The sequence below is a fragment of the Glaciecola petra genome (assembly GCF_031846345.1).
In the GTDB taxonomy this organism is placed as follows: Bacteria; Pseudomonadota; Gammaproteobacteria; order Enterobacterales; family Alteromonadaceae; genus Glaciecola; species Glaciecola petra.
Map to the genome: position 1 here is coordinate 103031 of NZ_JAVRHX010000005.1, position 13554 is coordinate 116584.

12 protein-coding genes are annotated in these 13554 nt (G+C 38.9%); 8 read left to right on the forward strand and 4 right to left on the reverse strand.

All coding sequences use genetic code 11. The features are described from left to right. Positions 1 to 166 precede the first annotated feature (166 nt). From RM552_RS14865 to rplI, 5 genes are all read left to right on the forward strand, one after another. A complete protein-coding gene (locus RM552_RS14865; RefSeq protein ID WP_311369658.1) occupies positions 167 to 2539 on the forward strand; it encodes a DUF5916 domain-containing protein in 2373 nt (790 codons plus the stop codon). Between the two features lie 65 nt (positions 2540 to 2604). Next, entirely contained in the window at positions 2605 to 3663 is a 1059-nt protein-coding gene (locus RM552_RS14870; RefSeq protein WP_311369659.1) for a hypothetical protein, read from the forward strand. Between the two features lie 175 nt (positions 3664 to 3838). Next, positions 3839 to 4270, forward strand: a complete 432-nt coding sequence (rpsF, locus tag RM552_RS14875) for a 30S ribosomal protein S6 (RefSeq protein ID WP_311369660.1) — start codon at positions 3839 to 3841, stop codon at positions 4268 to 4270. After that, positions 4270 to 4497 carry a 30S ribosomal protein S18 gene (gene rpsR / locus RM552_RS14880; protein ID WP_311369661.1) on the forward strand — a complete coding sequence of 76 codons (228 nt, stop codon included), beginning with the start codon at positions 4270 to 4272 and terminating at the stop codon, positions 4495 to 4497. Before rpsF ends, rpsR begins: the two co-directional genes overlap by 1 nt. Before the next feature lie 27 nt (positions 4498 to 4524). Beyond that, the gene (gene rplI, locus RM552_RS14885) at positions 4525 to 4977 is read left to right on the forward strand and encodes a 50S ribosomal protein L9 (protein WP_311369662.1); all 453 of its coding nucleotides are present in this window, start codon (positions 4525 to 4527) and stop codon (positions 4975 to 4977) included. 109 nt (positions 4978 to 5086) lie between these two features. Here rplI and RM552_RS14890 read toward each other — a convergent pair whose 3' ends face one another. The 3 genes from RM552_RS14890 to RM552_RS14900 form a co-directional block, all read right to left on the reverse strand. Next, positions 5087 to 5566, reverse strand: a complete 480-nt coding sequence (locus tag RM552_RS14890; protein WP_311369663.1) for a nuclear transport factor 2 family protein — start codon at positions 5564 to 5566, stop codon at positions 5087 to 5089. A 104-nt stretch (positions 5567 to 5670) separates the two neighbouring features. Continuing rightward, on the reverse strand, positions 5671 to 5895 hold the full coding sequence (locus tag RM552_RS14895) for a DUF350 domain-containing protein (RefSeq protein WP_311369664.1): 225 nt from the start codon (positions 5893 to 5895) through the stop codon (positions 5671 to 5673). Beyond that, positions 5895 to 6488: a transglycosylase SLT domain-containing protein gene (locus RM552_RS14900; protein WP_311369665.1), complete on the reverse strand. Its 594-nt coding sequence runs from the start codon at positions 6486 to 6488 to the stop codon at positions 5895 to 5897. Before RM552_RS14900 ends, RM552_RS14895 begins: the two co-directional genes overlap by 1 nt. A 233-nt stretch (positions 6489 to 6721) precedes the next feature. On the opposite strand from RM552_RS14900, the gene RM552_RS14905 reads away from it, so the two are divergent. From RM552_RS14905 to RM552_RS14915, 3 genes are all read left to right on the forward strand, one after another. Continuing rightward, positions 6722 to 7909, forward strand: a complete 1188-nt coding sequence (locus RM552_RS14905; protein WP_311369666.1) for an acetyl-CoA C-acyltransferase — start codon at positions 6722 to 6724, stop codon at positions 7907 to 7909. 166 nt (positions 7910 to 8075) lie between these two features. Then, positions 8076 to 9623, forward strand: coding sequence for a PAS domain-containing sensor histidine kinase (locus RM552_RS14910; RefSeq protein ID WP_311369667.1), 1548 nt, complete (start codon positions 8076 to 8078; stop codon positions 9621 to 9623). A gap of 48 nt (positions 9624 to 9671) precedes the next feature. Then, complete coding sequence (locus tag RM552_RS14915) at positions 9672 to 11396, forward strand: putative bifunctional diguanylate cyclase/phosphodiesterase (RefSeq protein WP_311369668.1); 1725 nt, start codon at positions 9672 to 9674, stop codon at positions 11394 to 11396. 75 nt (positions 11397 to 11471) lie between these two features. Here RM552_RS14915 and RM552_RS14920 read toward each other — a convergent pair whose 3' ends face one another. Then, positions 11472 to 13241 (reverse strand): glycoside hydrolase family 9 protein, encoded by a 1770-nt coding sequence (locus tag RM552_RS14920; protein WP_311369669.1) that lies wholly within the window; start codon positions 13239 to 13241, stop codon positions 11472 to 11474. Positions 13242 to 13554 lie beyond the last annotated feature (313 nt).

Below are 13554 nucleotides of genomic sequence, written 5' to 3' on the forward strand. Positions count from 1 at the left end.
GATTTTCAAGGAAGTATTTATGTCAAATTCTGAATTTGGCCTATACTTGCCGACAAATTGTGTAACATTTTTAATTTGCTTGGCTACAATAATGAATTTACACTTGACCGGTTTTACCAGCTCTAGTTTCTTTTTTTAGTTTTTAACATGGCATTAGTATTTCTTTATGACTCCAAGCTCCTATGGTTCAAGGCTCAGTGGCACTAAAACGATATATGTTTTATTTACAATCTTATGCCTTCTGCTTTCGACAAGTGTGGCGTCTCAATCAACCGGCAATGATCAAGCAAAAGGGTTGGATGTAGCCTCCATAAATATTCCAAATTTACAAAACCAAATAGAAATTGATGGAAATTATTCTCAAGATGAATGGCAAGGTTCGCAATTAGTTGAGCTTGCTTATATTTCTAGACCCTTCGAAAATCTCCCACCGCCTGCTAAAACCAATGTTCGCGTATTTGAAAACGGCAGTGAGTTATATGTACTTTTTGAAGCATTTGACCCAGAACCAGAACAGATTAGAGCATTTTTACGCGACCGTGATAGCAGTTTTGGTAATGATCTAGTGGGCATTAAACTCGATCCATATAACGATGGGCGGTTAGCTTACCAGTTTTATGCCAATCCATTGGGGGTGCAAAACGATTCTATTGAAAACGAAATGACGGGTAGCGAAAGCGCAAGTTGGAACGGCATTTGGGAATCTGCAGGCCAACTTACCGAAACCGGCTTTGTGGTTGAAATGAAAATTCCGCTGAGGCTAATGAATTTTGTAGAAAGTGATGACATCAAAACGTGGGCTATAGAATTTGTTAGATTTTATCCACGTAGCGATAGGTACCGCTTATCGCATGTACCATTTGACCGAAATAATTCTTGTGGTTTATGTCAGATGGGCGAGGCCAATGGTTTTAAGGATGCAAAGCAGGCTAACGATTTTGTTTTTGTTCCTACTTTAGTGGTCGGTTCGGGGCGCACCAGAGACCCAGTAGAGACAAACGATTGGGAATATCAAAACAACCAAGAGTTTGGTCTTGACGTTAATTGGAGCCTTACACCAGAAGTAAACTTGTCGGGTACCTTGAATCCAGATTTTTCTCAGGTAGAAGCTGATGTCGCACAGCTAAATATTAATAATACTTTTGCTTTGTTTTTTGAAGAACGCCGGCCCTTTTTTGTTGAAAATGCAGAATATTTTTCTTCAAATCTCAATCTTATTTATACTCGAAATATTAATCAACCAGACTACGGTACAAAAATAACGGGGCGAGTTGATGAGCATTCATTCGGTTTGGTGGTTGCTAACGACAATACTACTCAATTTTTAGTGCCGGGTAATTTAGGTTCTGAAGTCGCATTTATTGAAGAAAAATCAATTAATATTGCAAGCCGATATCGCTACGATTATTCCGATGACTTTTCAATCGGAGGGTTAACAACCTTTCGTAAATCGGATTCATATCAAAATGCAGTGGCCAGCATTGACCTTCGCTATCGATTAAGTGAACAAGATACCATTAGAGCTCAATATGTACGCTCTCAAACTGAATATCCGGAATTTCTACAAGCAGAGTTTTGTGACAACAATTGTAGCGAAGACGAAGATTTATCAGAGGCAGCATTAAGAACGGCTTTGACCGATCGCTTTTCAGGTTATTCATATCGAATAGACTACAATCGGGAAACTGAAAATTATTACCTTAATGCACGCCGCAGTGCTACTCAATCAGATTTTCGGGCGGACTTGGGTTTTGTGTCTAACGTTGACCGGGCCCGATATGTGTTTGGTGGCGGCTATAATTGGCGTAATGAAAATTCGTGGTGGAATGAAATTCGTGTGAATGGCGACTGGGATATTACCCACAACGATAATGGCGAATTGATTGAAAAAGAGCTAGAGGGCTATTTTAGCGTTAGGGGAGACTACCAAACCTTCGCTAGGGTTGGTTTTACTGAGCGTAACAGAGTAGGCCTAAGATTTGATAACTCGATATTAAGCATTGATGGCAATACATCTCGTTTTGATGAGTTGTCTAATTCCTTCTACTTTACAACCACGCCAAATCAAATTATTAGCTATGAATTTTTTGCTCGCATCGGCGATAGGGTTGACTTAGCCAATAATCGTTTGGGCGATCAGGTCTTTTTAGAGCATGAGGTAACGCTCAATTTAGGAACACATGCCCGCATTGAAATCGAAAAAACTCGAAGCCGTTTAGATGTTGATGAACAAGCTTTGTTTGTTGCTGACTTATATGATGTCCGAGCAACTTATCAGTTTGACCCCTTGCAATTTGTAAGACTCATTTTGACTTATTCAGATGTAGACAGAAATCAGCAAAATTATACTTTTGATGTCGACGCAAATAGCAAAAACTTAGGTGTCCAACTTTTGTATTCATATAAGCTAAACCCTTTAACGAAATTTTTTGTTGGATATTCTCATAGCGCTTTTGACGACGATTCATTAGATAAAATTAGGCCTGATAATCAGTCAATATTTTTAAAACTGAGCTATGCATGGTTTCCTGATTTTTAATTCCTTTCTTATTAAGTCTTAATTGCGTTAGCCGATATTTACTTTGGATAACAAGGGAGTTCTCGGTGCATAGCAGTGCTATTTACATTTTAGGTATAGTCAAAAAAACCGCTTGGGTGTCGGCCGGTATTGGATGTTTGGGTGCCACCCTAATGTATGTTTTTGGTCAACAGCCTATTCAAATGTCGTTAATTGCCCTGTTGGTGTGTATTTTATTATTAGTACAAGCAATCTATATACACATATATTCTTATCGTTCATCTAACCCCTTAATACTCATGATAGGTATGACTATTGCCATCTTACTGGCAACAACGGTTACCGGCGGCGTTTATAGTCGTTTTGTTGGCTTAATTCCAATATTACCCATTATGGCGTGTTTGCTAATTGGAAAGAAAAAGGCCATCATTTATACATTACTCTTGATAGGATTTTTGTTATTAATCAGTTATTTACGCGAACACATAATTGACTACACGTATCAAGAAGCCAATTCAAATGAATTCTTTCCAAAAGTTCTTTGGCTTAATCTTGCGATCGTTTTAGGCCTTACCTTTGCTTTAATATTTGAAGATATAAATGCTAAATCAACGATTCAATTAGATAATAGTGGCTCTGAAAATGACGTAGTAGAAAATCTAAATCGAGTATATTCTGAACATAAAATTGTCTCATTTGCCGACAGAATAATTTATAAATTTTCAAATACTAAAAGTAGCGATCTTGTTGTATGTTTAGCCAAATTAGAAGTTTCATTTATTGAAAATTCTGAGCAATGTCTTGAGCAAGAAAATTTAATATCTTTTGCCAAATTGATACATGTTTTTTTGCACCCAGCAACCGATATGTTAGGCCTTAATGAAAACAAGCAATTCTTATTATGTTTTAGTGCTACTGACGAACACAAAGCAAAACAGCAATGCAAAAATATTAGTCGGGCAATAGAATCCCGGTTTGCTCATTTAAAAGTACACATTGGTATGTTCGTGCAAGATTCTGCTGAAACCAGTATTGATGCCAAGAGTATTTTTCAAGTAGTTGATCTAACCTTGCACTCAGCAAAAAATGAATTAACACCAAACACCATGAACTATGCTGACTTACTGGAAATCAAATCAAATTAACACTTTTTTAAGTGCTTAATCTTCTGTGCTTTATTAAACCGAGTAATTTAGTACAAAAACGCTTGCTCTACGCGCTAATTTTCTGTAATATGCGCGCCCTTGCAGCTACATCAAACCTCCTTGTCTTTATGATAGCCGGCTGCACTATCCGAGACTTTAACCGTAGGGAGCAGTAATGCGTCATTACGAAATAGTATTTATGGTTCACCCTGATCAGAGTGAACAAGTACCTGGTATGATTGAAAAATACAAAGGTATTCTAGAAACCGACGGTGGAACTATTCATCGTTTAGAAGATTGGGGCCGCCGCCAATTGGCTTATCCAATCGAGAAACTTCACAAAGCACACTATGTTCTTATTAACGCTGAAGCATCTGCAGAAGCCGTTGAAGAATTAGAGACTGCTTTCCGCTTCAACGACATCGTTCTTCGCAATATGATTATGCGCACTAAAGGTGCAGTAACTGAGCAATCTCCTATGGCGAAAGAAGAACGTCGTGAAGAGCGCAAAGAAAGACCAGCTCGCACTGAAGCACCAGCAGCACCTGTTGCTCAAGAAACTGCCCCGGCAGAAGCAGCACCAACTGAAGAAAAAGGAGACAACTAATGGCTCGATTTTTTAGACGTCGTAAATTTTGTCGTTTTTCTGCTGAAGGCGTAAGCCAAATAGATTACAAAGACATTGCTTTGTTGAAAAACTACATCACCGAAAGTGGTAAAATAGTGCCTAGCCGTATTACCGGTACTAGTGCTAAATATCAGCGTCAGTTGTCAACTGCAATAAAGCGTGCGCGCTTTTTAGCATTGCTTCCGTACACTGATTCACATAAATAAGATTGGCAATTTAAAGAGGTAGCAAAGATGAACATCATTCTACTAGACAAAATCGCCAACTTAGGCGGATTGGGTGACAAGGTCACTGTTAAGTCTGGTTATGCTCGTAACTTCTTATTCCCGCAAGGAAAAGCAGTACCAGCAACCAAGGCTAATCTAGAGAAATTTGAACAACGTAGAGCTGAATTAGAAGCTAAAATCGCAGAAGAGCTTAAAGCTGCTGAAGCGCGTGCTGAAAAAATCAATGCTCTTGAGAACGTGACAATTGCAGCACCAGCTGGAGACGAAGGTAAATTATTCGGTTCTGTTGGTACTCGTGATATCGCTAAAGCGATTACTGATGCTGGCGTTGAAGTCACCAAAGCAGAAGTTAAATTACCTGACGGAACTCTCCGTGAAATTGGTGAGTTTGAAGTTGATATTCAAATCCACTCAGAGGTAACGGCTAATGTGACATTGGCGATTATTGCAGAAGCATAATTTCGACAATATACATAGCGACTTAAGCGATTAATAAAAACACCGCAGTTTAATAAACTTGCGGTGTTTTTTTATGCTTATTTAATTTACTTTTTTGTTTGCCGTCGGTTTATTGGACTCCTGGTGGCATTTTACAGGCTTCTTTTTGGAAGGTATCGGCCAAATAAATAATCTTCCAGCCGTCTTCAAATTTATATAGTTGAAAAGAATTTACACCACAGTGACTAAGGTTTCCGTTTAACACAAACGCAAATTTGGTCCACACTGACGCAAGTTTGTCTGCGCTATTGATTTGGATATCCCATATCTTCTCATCCCACACGGCATCTCCTTTTGATGCAAGAGCTTGGACAAAATTCTCCACTGTAGTATCTTCTCTTAAACTGGCATGTGCACGATGAATAAGGGTTTGAGGGACAAACACTGAACGTACTTTTTGTACATTACCTTCTCTCATACCATCAAAAAGTGAGTTTATGGGTAGCATTATTTGTGCATCTTGAGAGGAGATACTATTCGCTTGTTGTGAATTTGCATGCCAACTCATCACAAAAAGACAGCTTGAAATAAAAAGTAAATATTTATTCATGGTACACCTTATAGGTCAATATAGTTTTTTGCTCACATAATACATTAGCTAAGGTGTTTTCCTTAGATCACGGAATACTGATAACTAAGACAGATTTATTAAAATTAATTTAAACCCATTCCAATCACCAAACCTACTGCTATACCGAGGCCAACGATCATAGCCGCAACAACAATACCTACAGCTTGGTTTCCTTTTGCCAATTCATCATGAGTATTAAAAGGCGTAATTTTGTCGAATAATTTATACCCCGCTACCATAAAAAAAAGCGTTACTGAGCATCCTAAAACTGCGTATACAAAATTAACTAATACAATCGTCCAATCCATTACTTAATGTCCTCTTTAATATCAAAAATTTTCTCCACATAATTCAAGGTTTCCTTTGAATGCTTGCCTGTGACTTCAGGTAAAGCGATGTACATAGAGTGCCACTCACGTGGGTTTAAACCTGCATCTATAGCTTTTCGTTGAGCTTTCAAAATGTTTCCACGACCAGCATTGTATGAGCCATACATGAACTTGAGCCGCTCTTCTAATGCGCGGCCTTTCTGCCAAAACTCGAACTGCTGTTTGTTGTACCAAATTCCGGCGGCGATGTTCCAACGCGGTTCGGTTGAGTTACCTGAAATGTATTTATTTTTGGTACGAATTTCATTATATGTACGCGGCATGATTTGCATAATACCCTTTGCGCCTACGTGGCTTTTTGCAGTAGGATTTAGATTACTCTCTGCAACGGCTTGCGCTTTAAAATAGTGCCAATCAAATGCCGGCCCAAAAAAACGTTTGGAATATTTTCTAAAATAATCGTCGTAATCTTCATGGTGTTTATATCGCGAAAAATCACCTGCCGTTGCTGTTGTAACAACAAACAATAGTGAAGAAACGACTATCCCTATTCTTAGCATTCTTATAAACACGTATGACTCCTTAAACACTTCCTTCTAAAAACTGTAACAAGATTAACAGTTCCTCACAATAGGTGCTTTATATTGCGATTGAAATTGCGCCGGACAACTTTTGCTAGCGGGTGGGTAGTAGGCTGTATATTCACTAACAAGATGGTGTTCCATAAGAATTATAAAGTACACTTAATAATTAGCTTCGTTATGCTAATTAGACACAACTTATATACCAGTAAAAAGGAAATCTCATGAAAGAAGCCGTGATTGTTTCAACAGCACGAACTCCCATTGGCCGTGCTTTTAAAGGCGCACTAAATAATACTAAATCACCTACCATGACTGCGCACGCTATTCAGCATGCAGTTGAGCGTTCAGGTGTTGAAGGCGGCGAAGTAGACGATGTTATTATTGGGTCTGTTTTGTGTGCGGGCAGTGCAGGGGGAAATATTGGTCGATTAAGTGGCTTAGCTGCAGGGTTGCCCAATACAGTGTCGGGTCAAACAATTGATCGTCAATGTTCTTCTGGCGTGATGGCGATTGCTACTGCCGCAAAACAAATCATGGTAGACGGCATGAATATAGTGGTTGCTGGTGGGCAAGATAACATTTCAGAAATTCAAGCGAAGTACTTTGAATGGGCAAGCAAGTGCCTAGATAAAAACGTCACCAAAAACTCCCCGCATGCTTACATGCCTATGCTTTATACCGCTGAACATGTTGCTAAAAAATATAATATTAGCCGAGATGCTCAAGACGAATATGCATTTGCGTCGCAAATGAGAACCGCCGCTGCACAAGAGGCGGGGCGCTTTGATCAAGAAATTGTTCCGATTACCACAACGAAGGCTAATTTTAATAAAGAAACAAAAGAAGTTAGTTTTGAAGAAGTCACATTAAGCAAGGATGAGGGAAACAGACCATCAACCACTTTAGAGAGTTTACAGGGGTTAAATTCAGTTGTTGAAGGTGGTTGTATAACTGCTGGTAATGCGAGTCAACTTTCGGACGGCGCATCAGCATGCGTAGTAATGGAACGCAGTTTAGCGGAACAGCGTAATTTAGATATTCTTGGTACTTACAGAGGCATGATGGTTGCAGGCAATGAGCCAGAAGAAATGGGAATAGGGCCAATTTATGCAATACCAAAATTGTTGAAAGTACATGGCTTGAATATTCAAGATATCGGTTTGTGGGAATTAAACGAAGCATTTGCATGCCAAGCGTTATATTGTCGCGATTACCTTAATATTGACCCGGAAATTTATAATGTTAACGGCGGATCAATTTCAATAGGCCACCCATATGGAATGACCGGCGCTCGCACCGTCGCTCACGCATTAATAGAAGGCAAGCGTAGGGGTGTTAGGTATGTTGTCTCGACCATGTGTGTTGGTGGTGGCATGGGCGCGGCAGCATTATTTGAGGTCAATAACTAATTATTAATGATCATAATTTGAGCAATATAGGGGTTAACGCCCCTAGTTGTTGACATCACTATCCTTCCTGCTACATTGTATAACATAATAATAAAAAGCTTAGCTCACGGACTATTTGAGTAAAAAGCCTAAAAACACGGATGTAAACGTTTCCTAGAGATTTTACATGCAGTTGAAGTTCGCAGAAAATAATGGTCTGGCTAGTAATCATGCGTCTCATGACTTGTTAGTGCTCGATGAAGACGCATCTTCTCTTTTTCATAATCAAATGCAAATGTTTGCACATGCCTCTAACAGCGATAACGCTTTTGTATACTTAATTAGCGAAAAGCAATTTTTAAGTGTAGGAAATTCAACACATATAGAAACGCTAGACTTTGAAGCTTTGCTTCAACATATACTTACTTTAAATAGCAGTTTTGTCATTCTAGACAAGCAAATAAACGATATATATACCCAAGATAAGCCCATAGTTTTGGCATTAACGAGTCATGAAAATAATAGCCCTCTGGCCTTAATTGGTAGTAAGCTTGACCATACAAATAAGCCAATAAGCAAACAAACCATAGAGATGCTGAAGCTGATTGCGAGCCAGTTTGAGATTGAAAATAGGCTACGACAAAAAGTCATCCAAACCCGAGAATTGGATGAACGTCACATGCAAATTTCGGAGCTTAATCAAGACTATATTTGTGTGAAAGATATCAATCACCATATCGTTTATGCCAACCAAGCCATGCTTGACACTTTTCCTGTTAAATTTAGACCGATGATATTGGGAAGTACAAGTTTTGAGTATTACGAGCCTGAAATAAGTGCACAAATGATCGACAGCGATCTACAAGCATTAAAAGACGGTTTATACTCAAAAAATCAACATATGATCTTTGCAAATGGCGAAGAGAAAATTTTACATGTCACTAAAAAGGCTTTTAGCGCCTCAGATGGCAATACTTACTTAATGTCCGTATCGCGTGATGTAACAGAAAAAGAAATTCTAATTAACGATTTGAAACGTTCAAATAGCGATTTAGATAACTTTGCCTACGTGGCGTCACACGATTTACGTTCCCCGCTTAATGTCATTAAACGCTTGGTATCGTGGGTCGCAGAAGACTGTGCCGACATTTTACCTCCAGACAGCAAAGACAACCTAGAATTAACATTAAATCGCGTTGCTCGTATGGAAAAACTCCTGGTAGATTTATTAAGTTATTCCAGAATTGGTAAAGACTATCAAGAATCAAGCAAGACTAACCTGCGTGAACTGGTAGTTGAATTATTATCCCTACTTGATTTACCCATGGGCTTTGTTGTGAATTGCGATAACGTCGATATACATGTTCCAGTGGTGCCTTTTAACGTTGTAATGTTAAACCTAGTTTCCAACGCTATAAAACATCACGATTCAGGGAACGCAAAAATACAAATAAAAGCAAAAGTTACAAAACGCGCTAGTATCATTAGTATCGAAGACAATGGTCCTGGTATCGCAGAAAAAAATAAAGAGCGTATTTTTCAGTTGTTTGAAACACTTAAGCCACGAGACGAAGTTGAAGGCAGTGGTATGGGCCTTAGTGTAGTGAAAAAAATTGTCGAACACTATGGTGGCAGTATAAAGGTAAGCGATAACTTACCAAGAGGGACAAAGTTTGAGATAAATTGGCCAATTACCAATTTAGCCAGACCAATTCTAGCGAATGTAAACAAATGATTTTGATTTTTAACTTACCACAGCTTATCGCTGTTTAGAGAAGTAAAAATGGAACTGAGAAGAAGACTCAATGTACTGTTGGTCGACGACGATATTGCAGATCGCAAAATAATTCGTCGCACACTCGCTGAAAATGCCGCAGAGGTTAAGGTAGTAGAAGCCTCTTCAGTAAATGAGGGGCTTGCTATTATGCAAGGTCAGACATTTGATGTGGTGTTACTCGACTACAGAATGCCTGAAATGAACGGTATTGAAATGGTTCAAGAACTACGTTCGCGACCTGACTTAGGCAGCACTGCAATTGTAATGATGAGTGCGTCTGAAAACGAATCACTAGCCGTGAAATGCATTGAAGCAGGTGCTCAAGATTTTATTCAAAAAGCAGATCTTGAACGCCTCAATTTGCATCGTGCAATTATACATTCTCAAAAACGTTTTGAATTAGAACACAAACTGCACCAAAATTATTTAAATGTAAAACACTTAGCTGAAAAAGATCCCTTAACAGGTTTATCCAACCGCCACCACTTCAATCAATTAATGGACATTTTATTAGCTCGTCCTAATTCCGGAAAAGCAGATGTGGCACTACTTCTGATGGATTTAGACGATTTTAAATATGTTAATGACACTTTAGGTCATGATGCAGGTGATAGATTGTTAATTGAATTCTCGAAACGCGTGAAAAAGCAACTGCGCCGCCATGAAAGTTTTGCCCGATTGGGCGGTGATGAATTTGCTATTATTTTGGGGGGGATAAAGTCAACACAGCAAGTACGCTTGGTAACCCAACGCATTCAACAAGCAATGCAAGAGCCAATTCATATAGGTGGTTCTGAAGTATATTGTAAAGCGAGTATTGGTGCCGCGATTTACCCCAGTCAAGCCCAAGAAAAGGACCAATTAATTAAATGCGCTGATGTTGCAATGTACAAAGCGAAAGCAGACGGCAAGGGCGAAATAAGACTGTATGATCAGTCAATGAGTGACCAGTATAGCCGCCAGTTTGATATACAAGTTGGTTTAAAAAAGCATATACAAGAATCTAGTTTTAATATTCATTTTCAGCCAGTTGTTGACTTAAATAATAATAAGAAAATTGGCTTTGAAGCACTTATTCGTTGGCCCGATGAAGAGCAACAAATAGTACCTGATGAGTTTATTCCAATTGCAGAGAAAAATAGTGATATCCATGCTATTGGAGAATGGGTAATAGATAAAGCTATCCAACAGATTTCTCAATGGCAAAAATTGCATGCTCAAGAACGCTTCATTGCGATTAATATCTCGCCTATCCAATTGCAAAATTTGGAAGTAACGCAATATATTATTGACTGCTCTGAAGCCTACAAAGTAAATCCAAATAATATCGTACTAGAAATTACAGAAACGGCTTTGTTCGAAAAACAAGCGGTAATCAAGCAGTCAATTGAACGCTTGTCTAACTATGGTTTTTTAATTTCTCTAGATGACTTTGGGGTTGGTTATTCTTCGATTTCGCACTTAATTGAATATCCTATTAGTATCGTAAAATTGGACAAATCTTTATTTTCGTTAGAGCATGGTAAGCAAAAACGCAAAGAAGTATTTGTTGCGCTTGCTGAAATGCTAAAGCGTTTGAATATGACGATTGTTGCTGAAGGGATTGAAACCCAAGATCATCTCGATATGTGCAAAAGCTTGAACATCGACCATGGTCAAGGCTTTTACTTGGGTAGACCCGTCGCGGCGACCGTAATTGAAGCTGAAATTGATATGAAAGTGCCAGCGTAAAAAATAATTAGTTGGTATCGATAACTAAAAACCCCGTGTTTAAATAGCACGGGGTTTTCTTTTAATCTGCGCGTTTTATTGCATGCTATGTAAAGCAACTAAAGTGTAAACCAAAGGGGCATTCCAGTTTATAGTGACTTCGTTAGTAGAGTAACTACACCAATCGTCAAGAAAAGTAGTCGCCGCAAACGAGCCTTCGTAAGTACATTTATCTTGCTCTCCAGTATGCGGCCCGCCTACTAAAAAACCAGGCACGGGGTCATTGACGTCATCAGCATAGGAAACTCGATGATGCGGATCCATCGGTGATTTTGATCCAAAGCCGGTAATGTAAGAATAGTCCGTCGGGTTTTTGCCCATTACATAATCTATTAAACTAGACGCTGAAGTTTTATACTTCTCGATTGACGTATGCCGATAAGCTTGCAATAAAACGAATGCCTTATTCAATGCAACCGAATTACTACCCCATACAAAATCGGACTTTACCATGGGTACACCATAGGCAGACTGTTCTTTTAGTCCTACAAGTTCATCTGAATATTCAAGCACTTTCTCAACAATTACGTCGTAGTCAGGTGCTTTCATTACTGTTTTTCCTTCTGACAGCAAAGAAATATAAGCCAGTGTCATAGTGTCTTGCCAACCAGGAGTAGTAAGTTCATCGGCAAATTGTTGAAAATTATCTAAGTAATTTGAATCCTTGGTTAGTAAAAATAATTCAGCGGCTGCCCATGCAAATTCACCCTTTAGTTCTGAATCGCCATATTCACCGGTCTTTATATCTTCAGGTTGCTTATAAATAGCTTTTGGGTGAGACATTGCCCATTGATAAGCGGCAGTTGCGGCCTGCTTATATTCATTTGCTTTTGCGGTAAATGTTGGTAATTCACTTAACACTCTGCTTGCCATAGCAAAAGTCGCGGCAAAGTTTAATGCGGCACCAGTACTTTTTTGTACGACAAACCTTGGTTCAGTTAAGGTATGCGGCATAACCGCACTCATGAAGTTTTTTGTCGTTAGTTTGTGGTAAACCCCACCATCATTGGGGTCTTGCATGGTTTCCATCCAATCTAGGTTCCACATAATTTCGTCAATAATATCAGGAACACCATTTGACGATTCGGGAATGTCGATACTGCGTGTTTCGTAAAAATCTTCAAAATGTGAATATGCTAGTAGCAAGGTGTAAGTCGAGATGCCGCTATTCACAATATATTTATTGTAATCTCCAGCATCGTACCAACCTTTTGGTGAACTAATGACAGTGCCAGCAGGGCGCGCTGCAGAGGCCGCTGATTCATGCACAATAACATCGGTATCTAAATGACCTGCTTGGCGCTGCCATGCACCGGCGTATTCTTTACTCAAGGCCATGCCAGCTCGGTTAAAATAATAAGCTTTTAGCGCCGCATCGTGCGTAGCTAAAAATCCATCTTTAGAAATATTAAAGCTAGGAGATTGCATAACGCCATCTACTTTGACCACATAGGTACCGGGGCGAGTTAATTCACTAAAGTCTGCGAGTTTAGCCGTTTGATTTGCTGGCGCCCATAATGATGCTGTAGACAAAGTCCCCTCGAATACAACTTCACCACTTGACGCATTCTCTATACGAAAACCTTGTTCTTGGGATTCTATGGACGCATTTTCTGAAGTCTCAAACGGCACTACAGCAAGCTTTGTTGAATTGGGTAAATAAGCGATTTGATTAACTTTAATTTTGTTACTTGTTCCTATTTTGTCGTTGAGTGTTAGTTCTGACGTGATGGAACTGCAAGCGCTAATACCGATAAGGCAACTAGTAATAAACGCGGAAATGAGTATTCGTATTTTTTTATTCATTTGTTGTGCTCCCTTTATTTTTCTCAAAGCTTGTAGAGTCATTTAGTTGCGGAATTTACACCTTTTTAACAGTGTAAACGTTTTCATTATTAATTTCACGCTTAGATAAAGCGATTAAATCGATTGATAATTCCAATTGGCGACTTATAAGCTTAAATGGTCAACTAGTTGTATATTAACTTGGGAGCAACAGTATGATTTTATTTTTTTATTCAATAGTGGCTTTTTTAGGTATTGCTATAGGTGGGTACCTGTCCTTTTTGTCTCATTCCCAAATTTCCAATATTCACTCATTAAGCACTGATGATTCAAA

Coding starts and splice junctions, on each gene's coding strand:
- RM552_RS14865 (WP_311369658.1), top strand. CDS start 167: ATGACTCCAAGCTCCTATGGTTCAAGGCTCAGTGGCACTAAAACGATA.
- rpsF (WP_311369660.1), top strand. CDS start 3,839: ATGCGTCATTACGAAATAGTATTTATGGTTCACCCTGATCAGAGTGAA.
- rpsR (WP_311369661.1), top strand. CDS start 4,270: ATGGCTCGATTTTTTAGACGTCGTAAATTTTGTCGTTTTTCTGCTGAA.
- rplI (WP_311369662.1), top strand. CDS start 4,525: ATGAACATCATTCTACTAGACAAAATCGCCAACTTAGGCGGATTGGGT.
- RM552_RS14890 (WP_311369663.1), bottom strand. CDS start 5,566: ATGAATAAATATTTACTTTTTATTTCAAGCTGTCTTTTTGTGATGAGT.
- RM552_RS14895 (WP_311369664.1), bottom strand. CDS start 5,895: ATGGATTGGACGATTGTATTAGTTAATTTTGTATACGCAGTTTTAGGA.
- RM552_RS14905 (WP_311369666.1), top strand. CDS start 6,722: ATGAAAGAAGCCGTGATTGTTTCAACAGCACGAACTCCCATTGGCCGT.
- RM552_RS14910 (WP_311369667.1), top strand. CDS start 8,076: ATGCAGTTGAAGTTCGCAGAAAATAATGGTCTGGCTAGTAATCATGCG.
- RM552_RS14915 (WP_311369668.1), top strand. CDS start 9,672: ATGGAACTGAGAAGAAGACTCAATGTACTGTTGGTCGACGACGATATT.
- RM552_RS14920 (WP_311369669.1), bottom strand. CDS start 13,241: ATGAATAAAAAAATACGAATACTCATTTCCGCGTTTATTACTAGTTGC.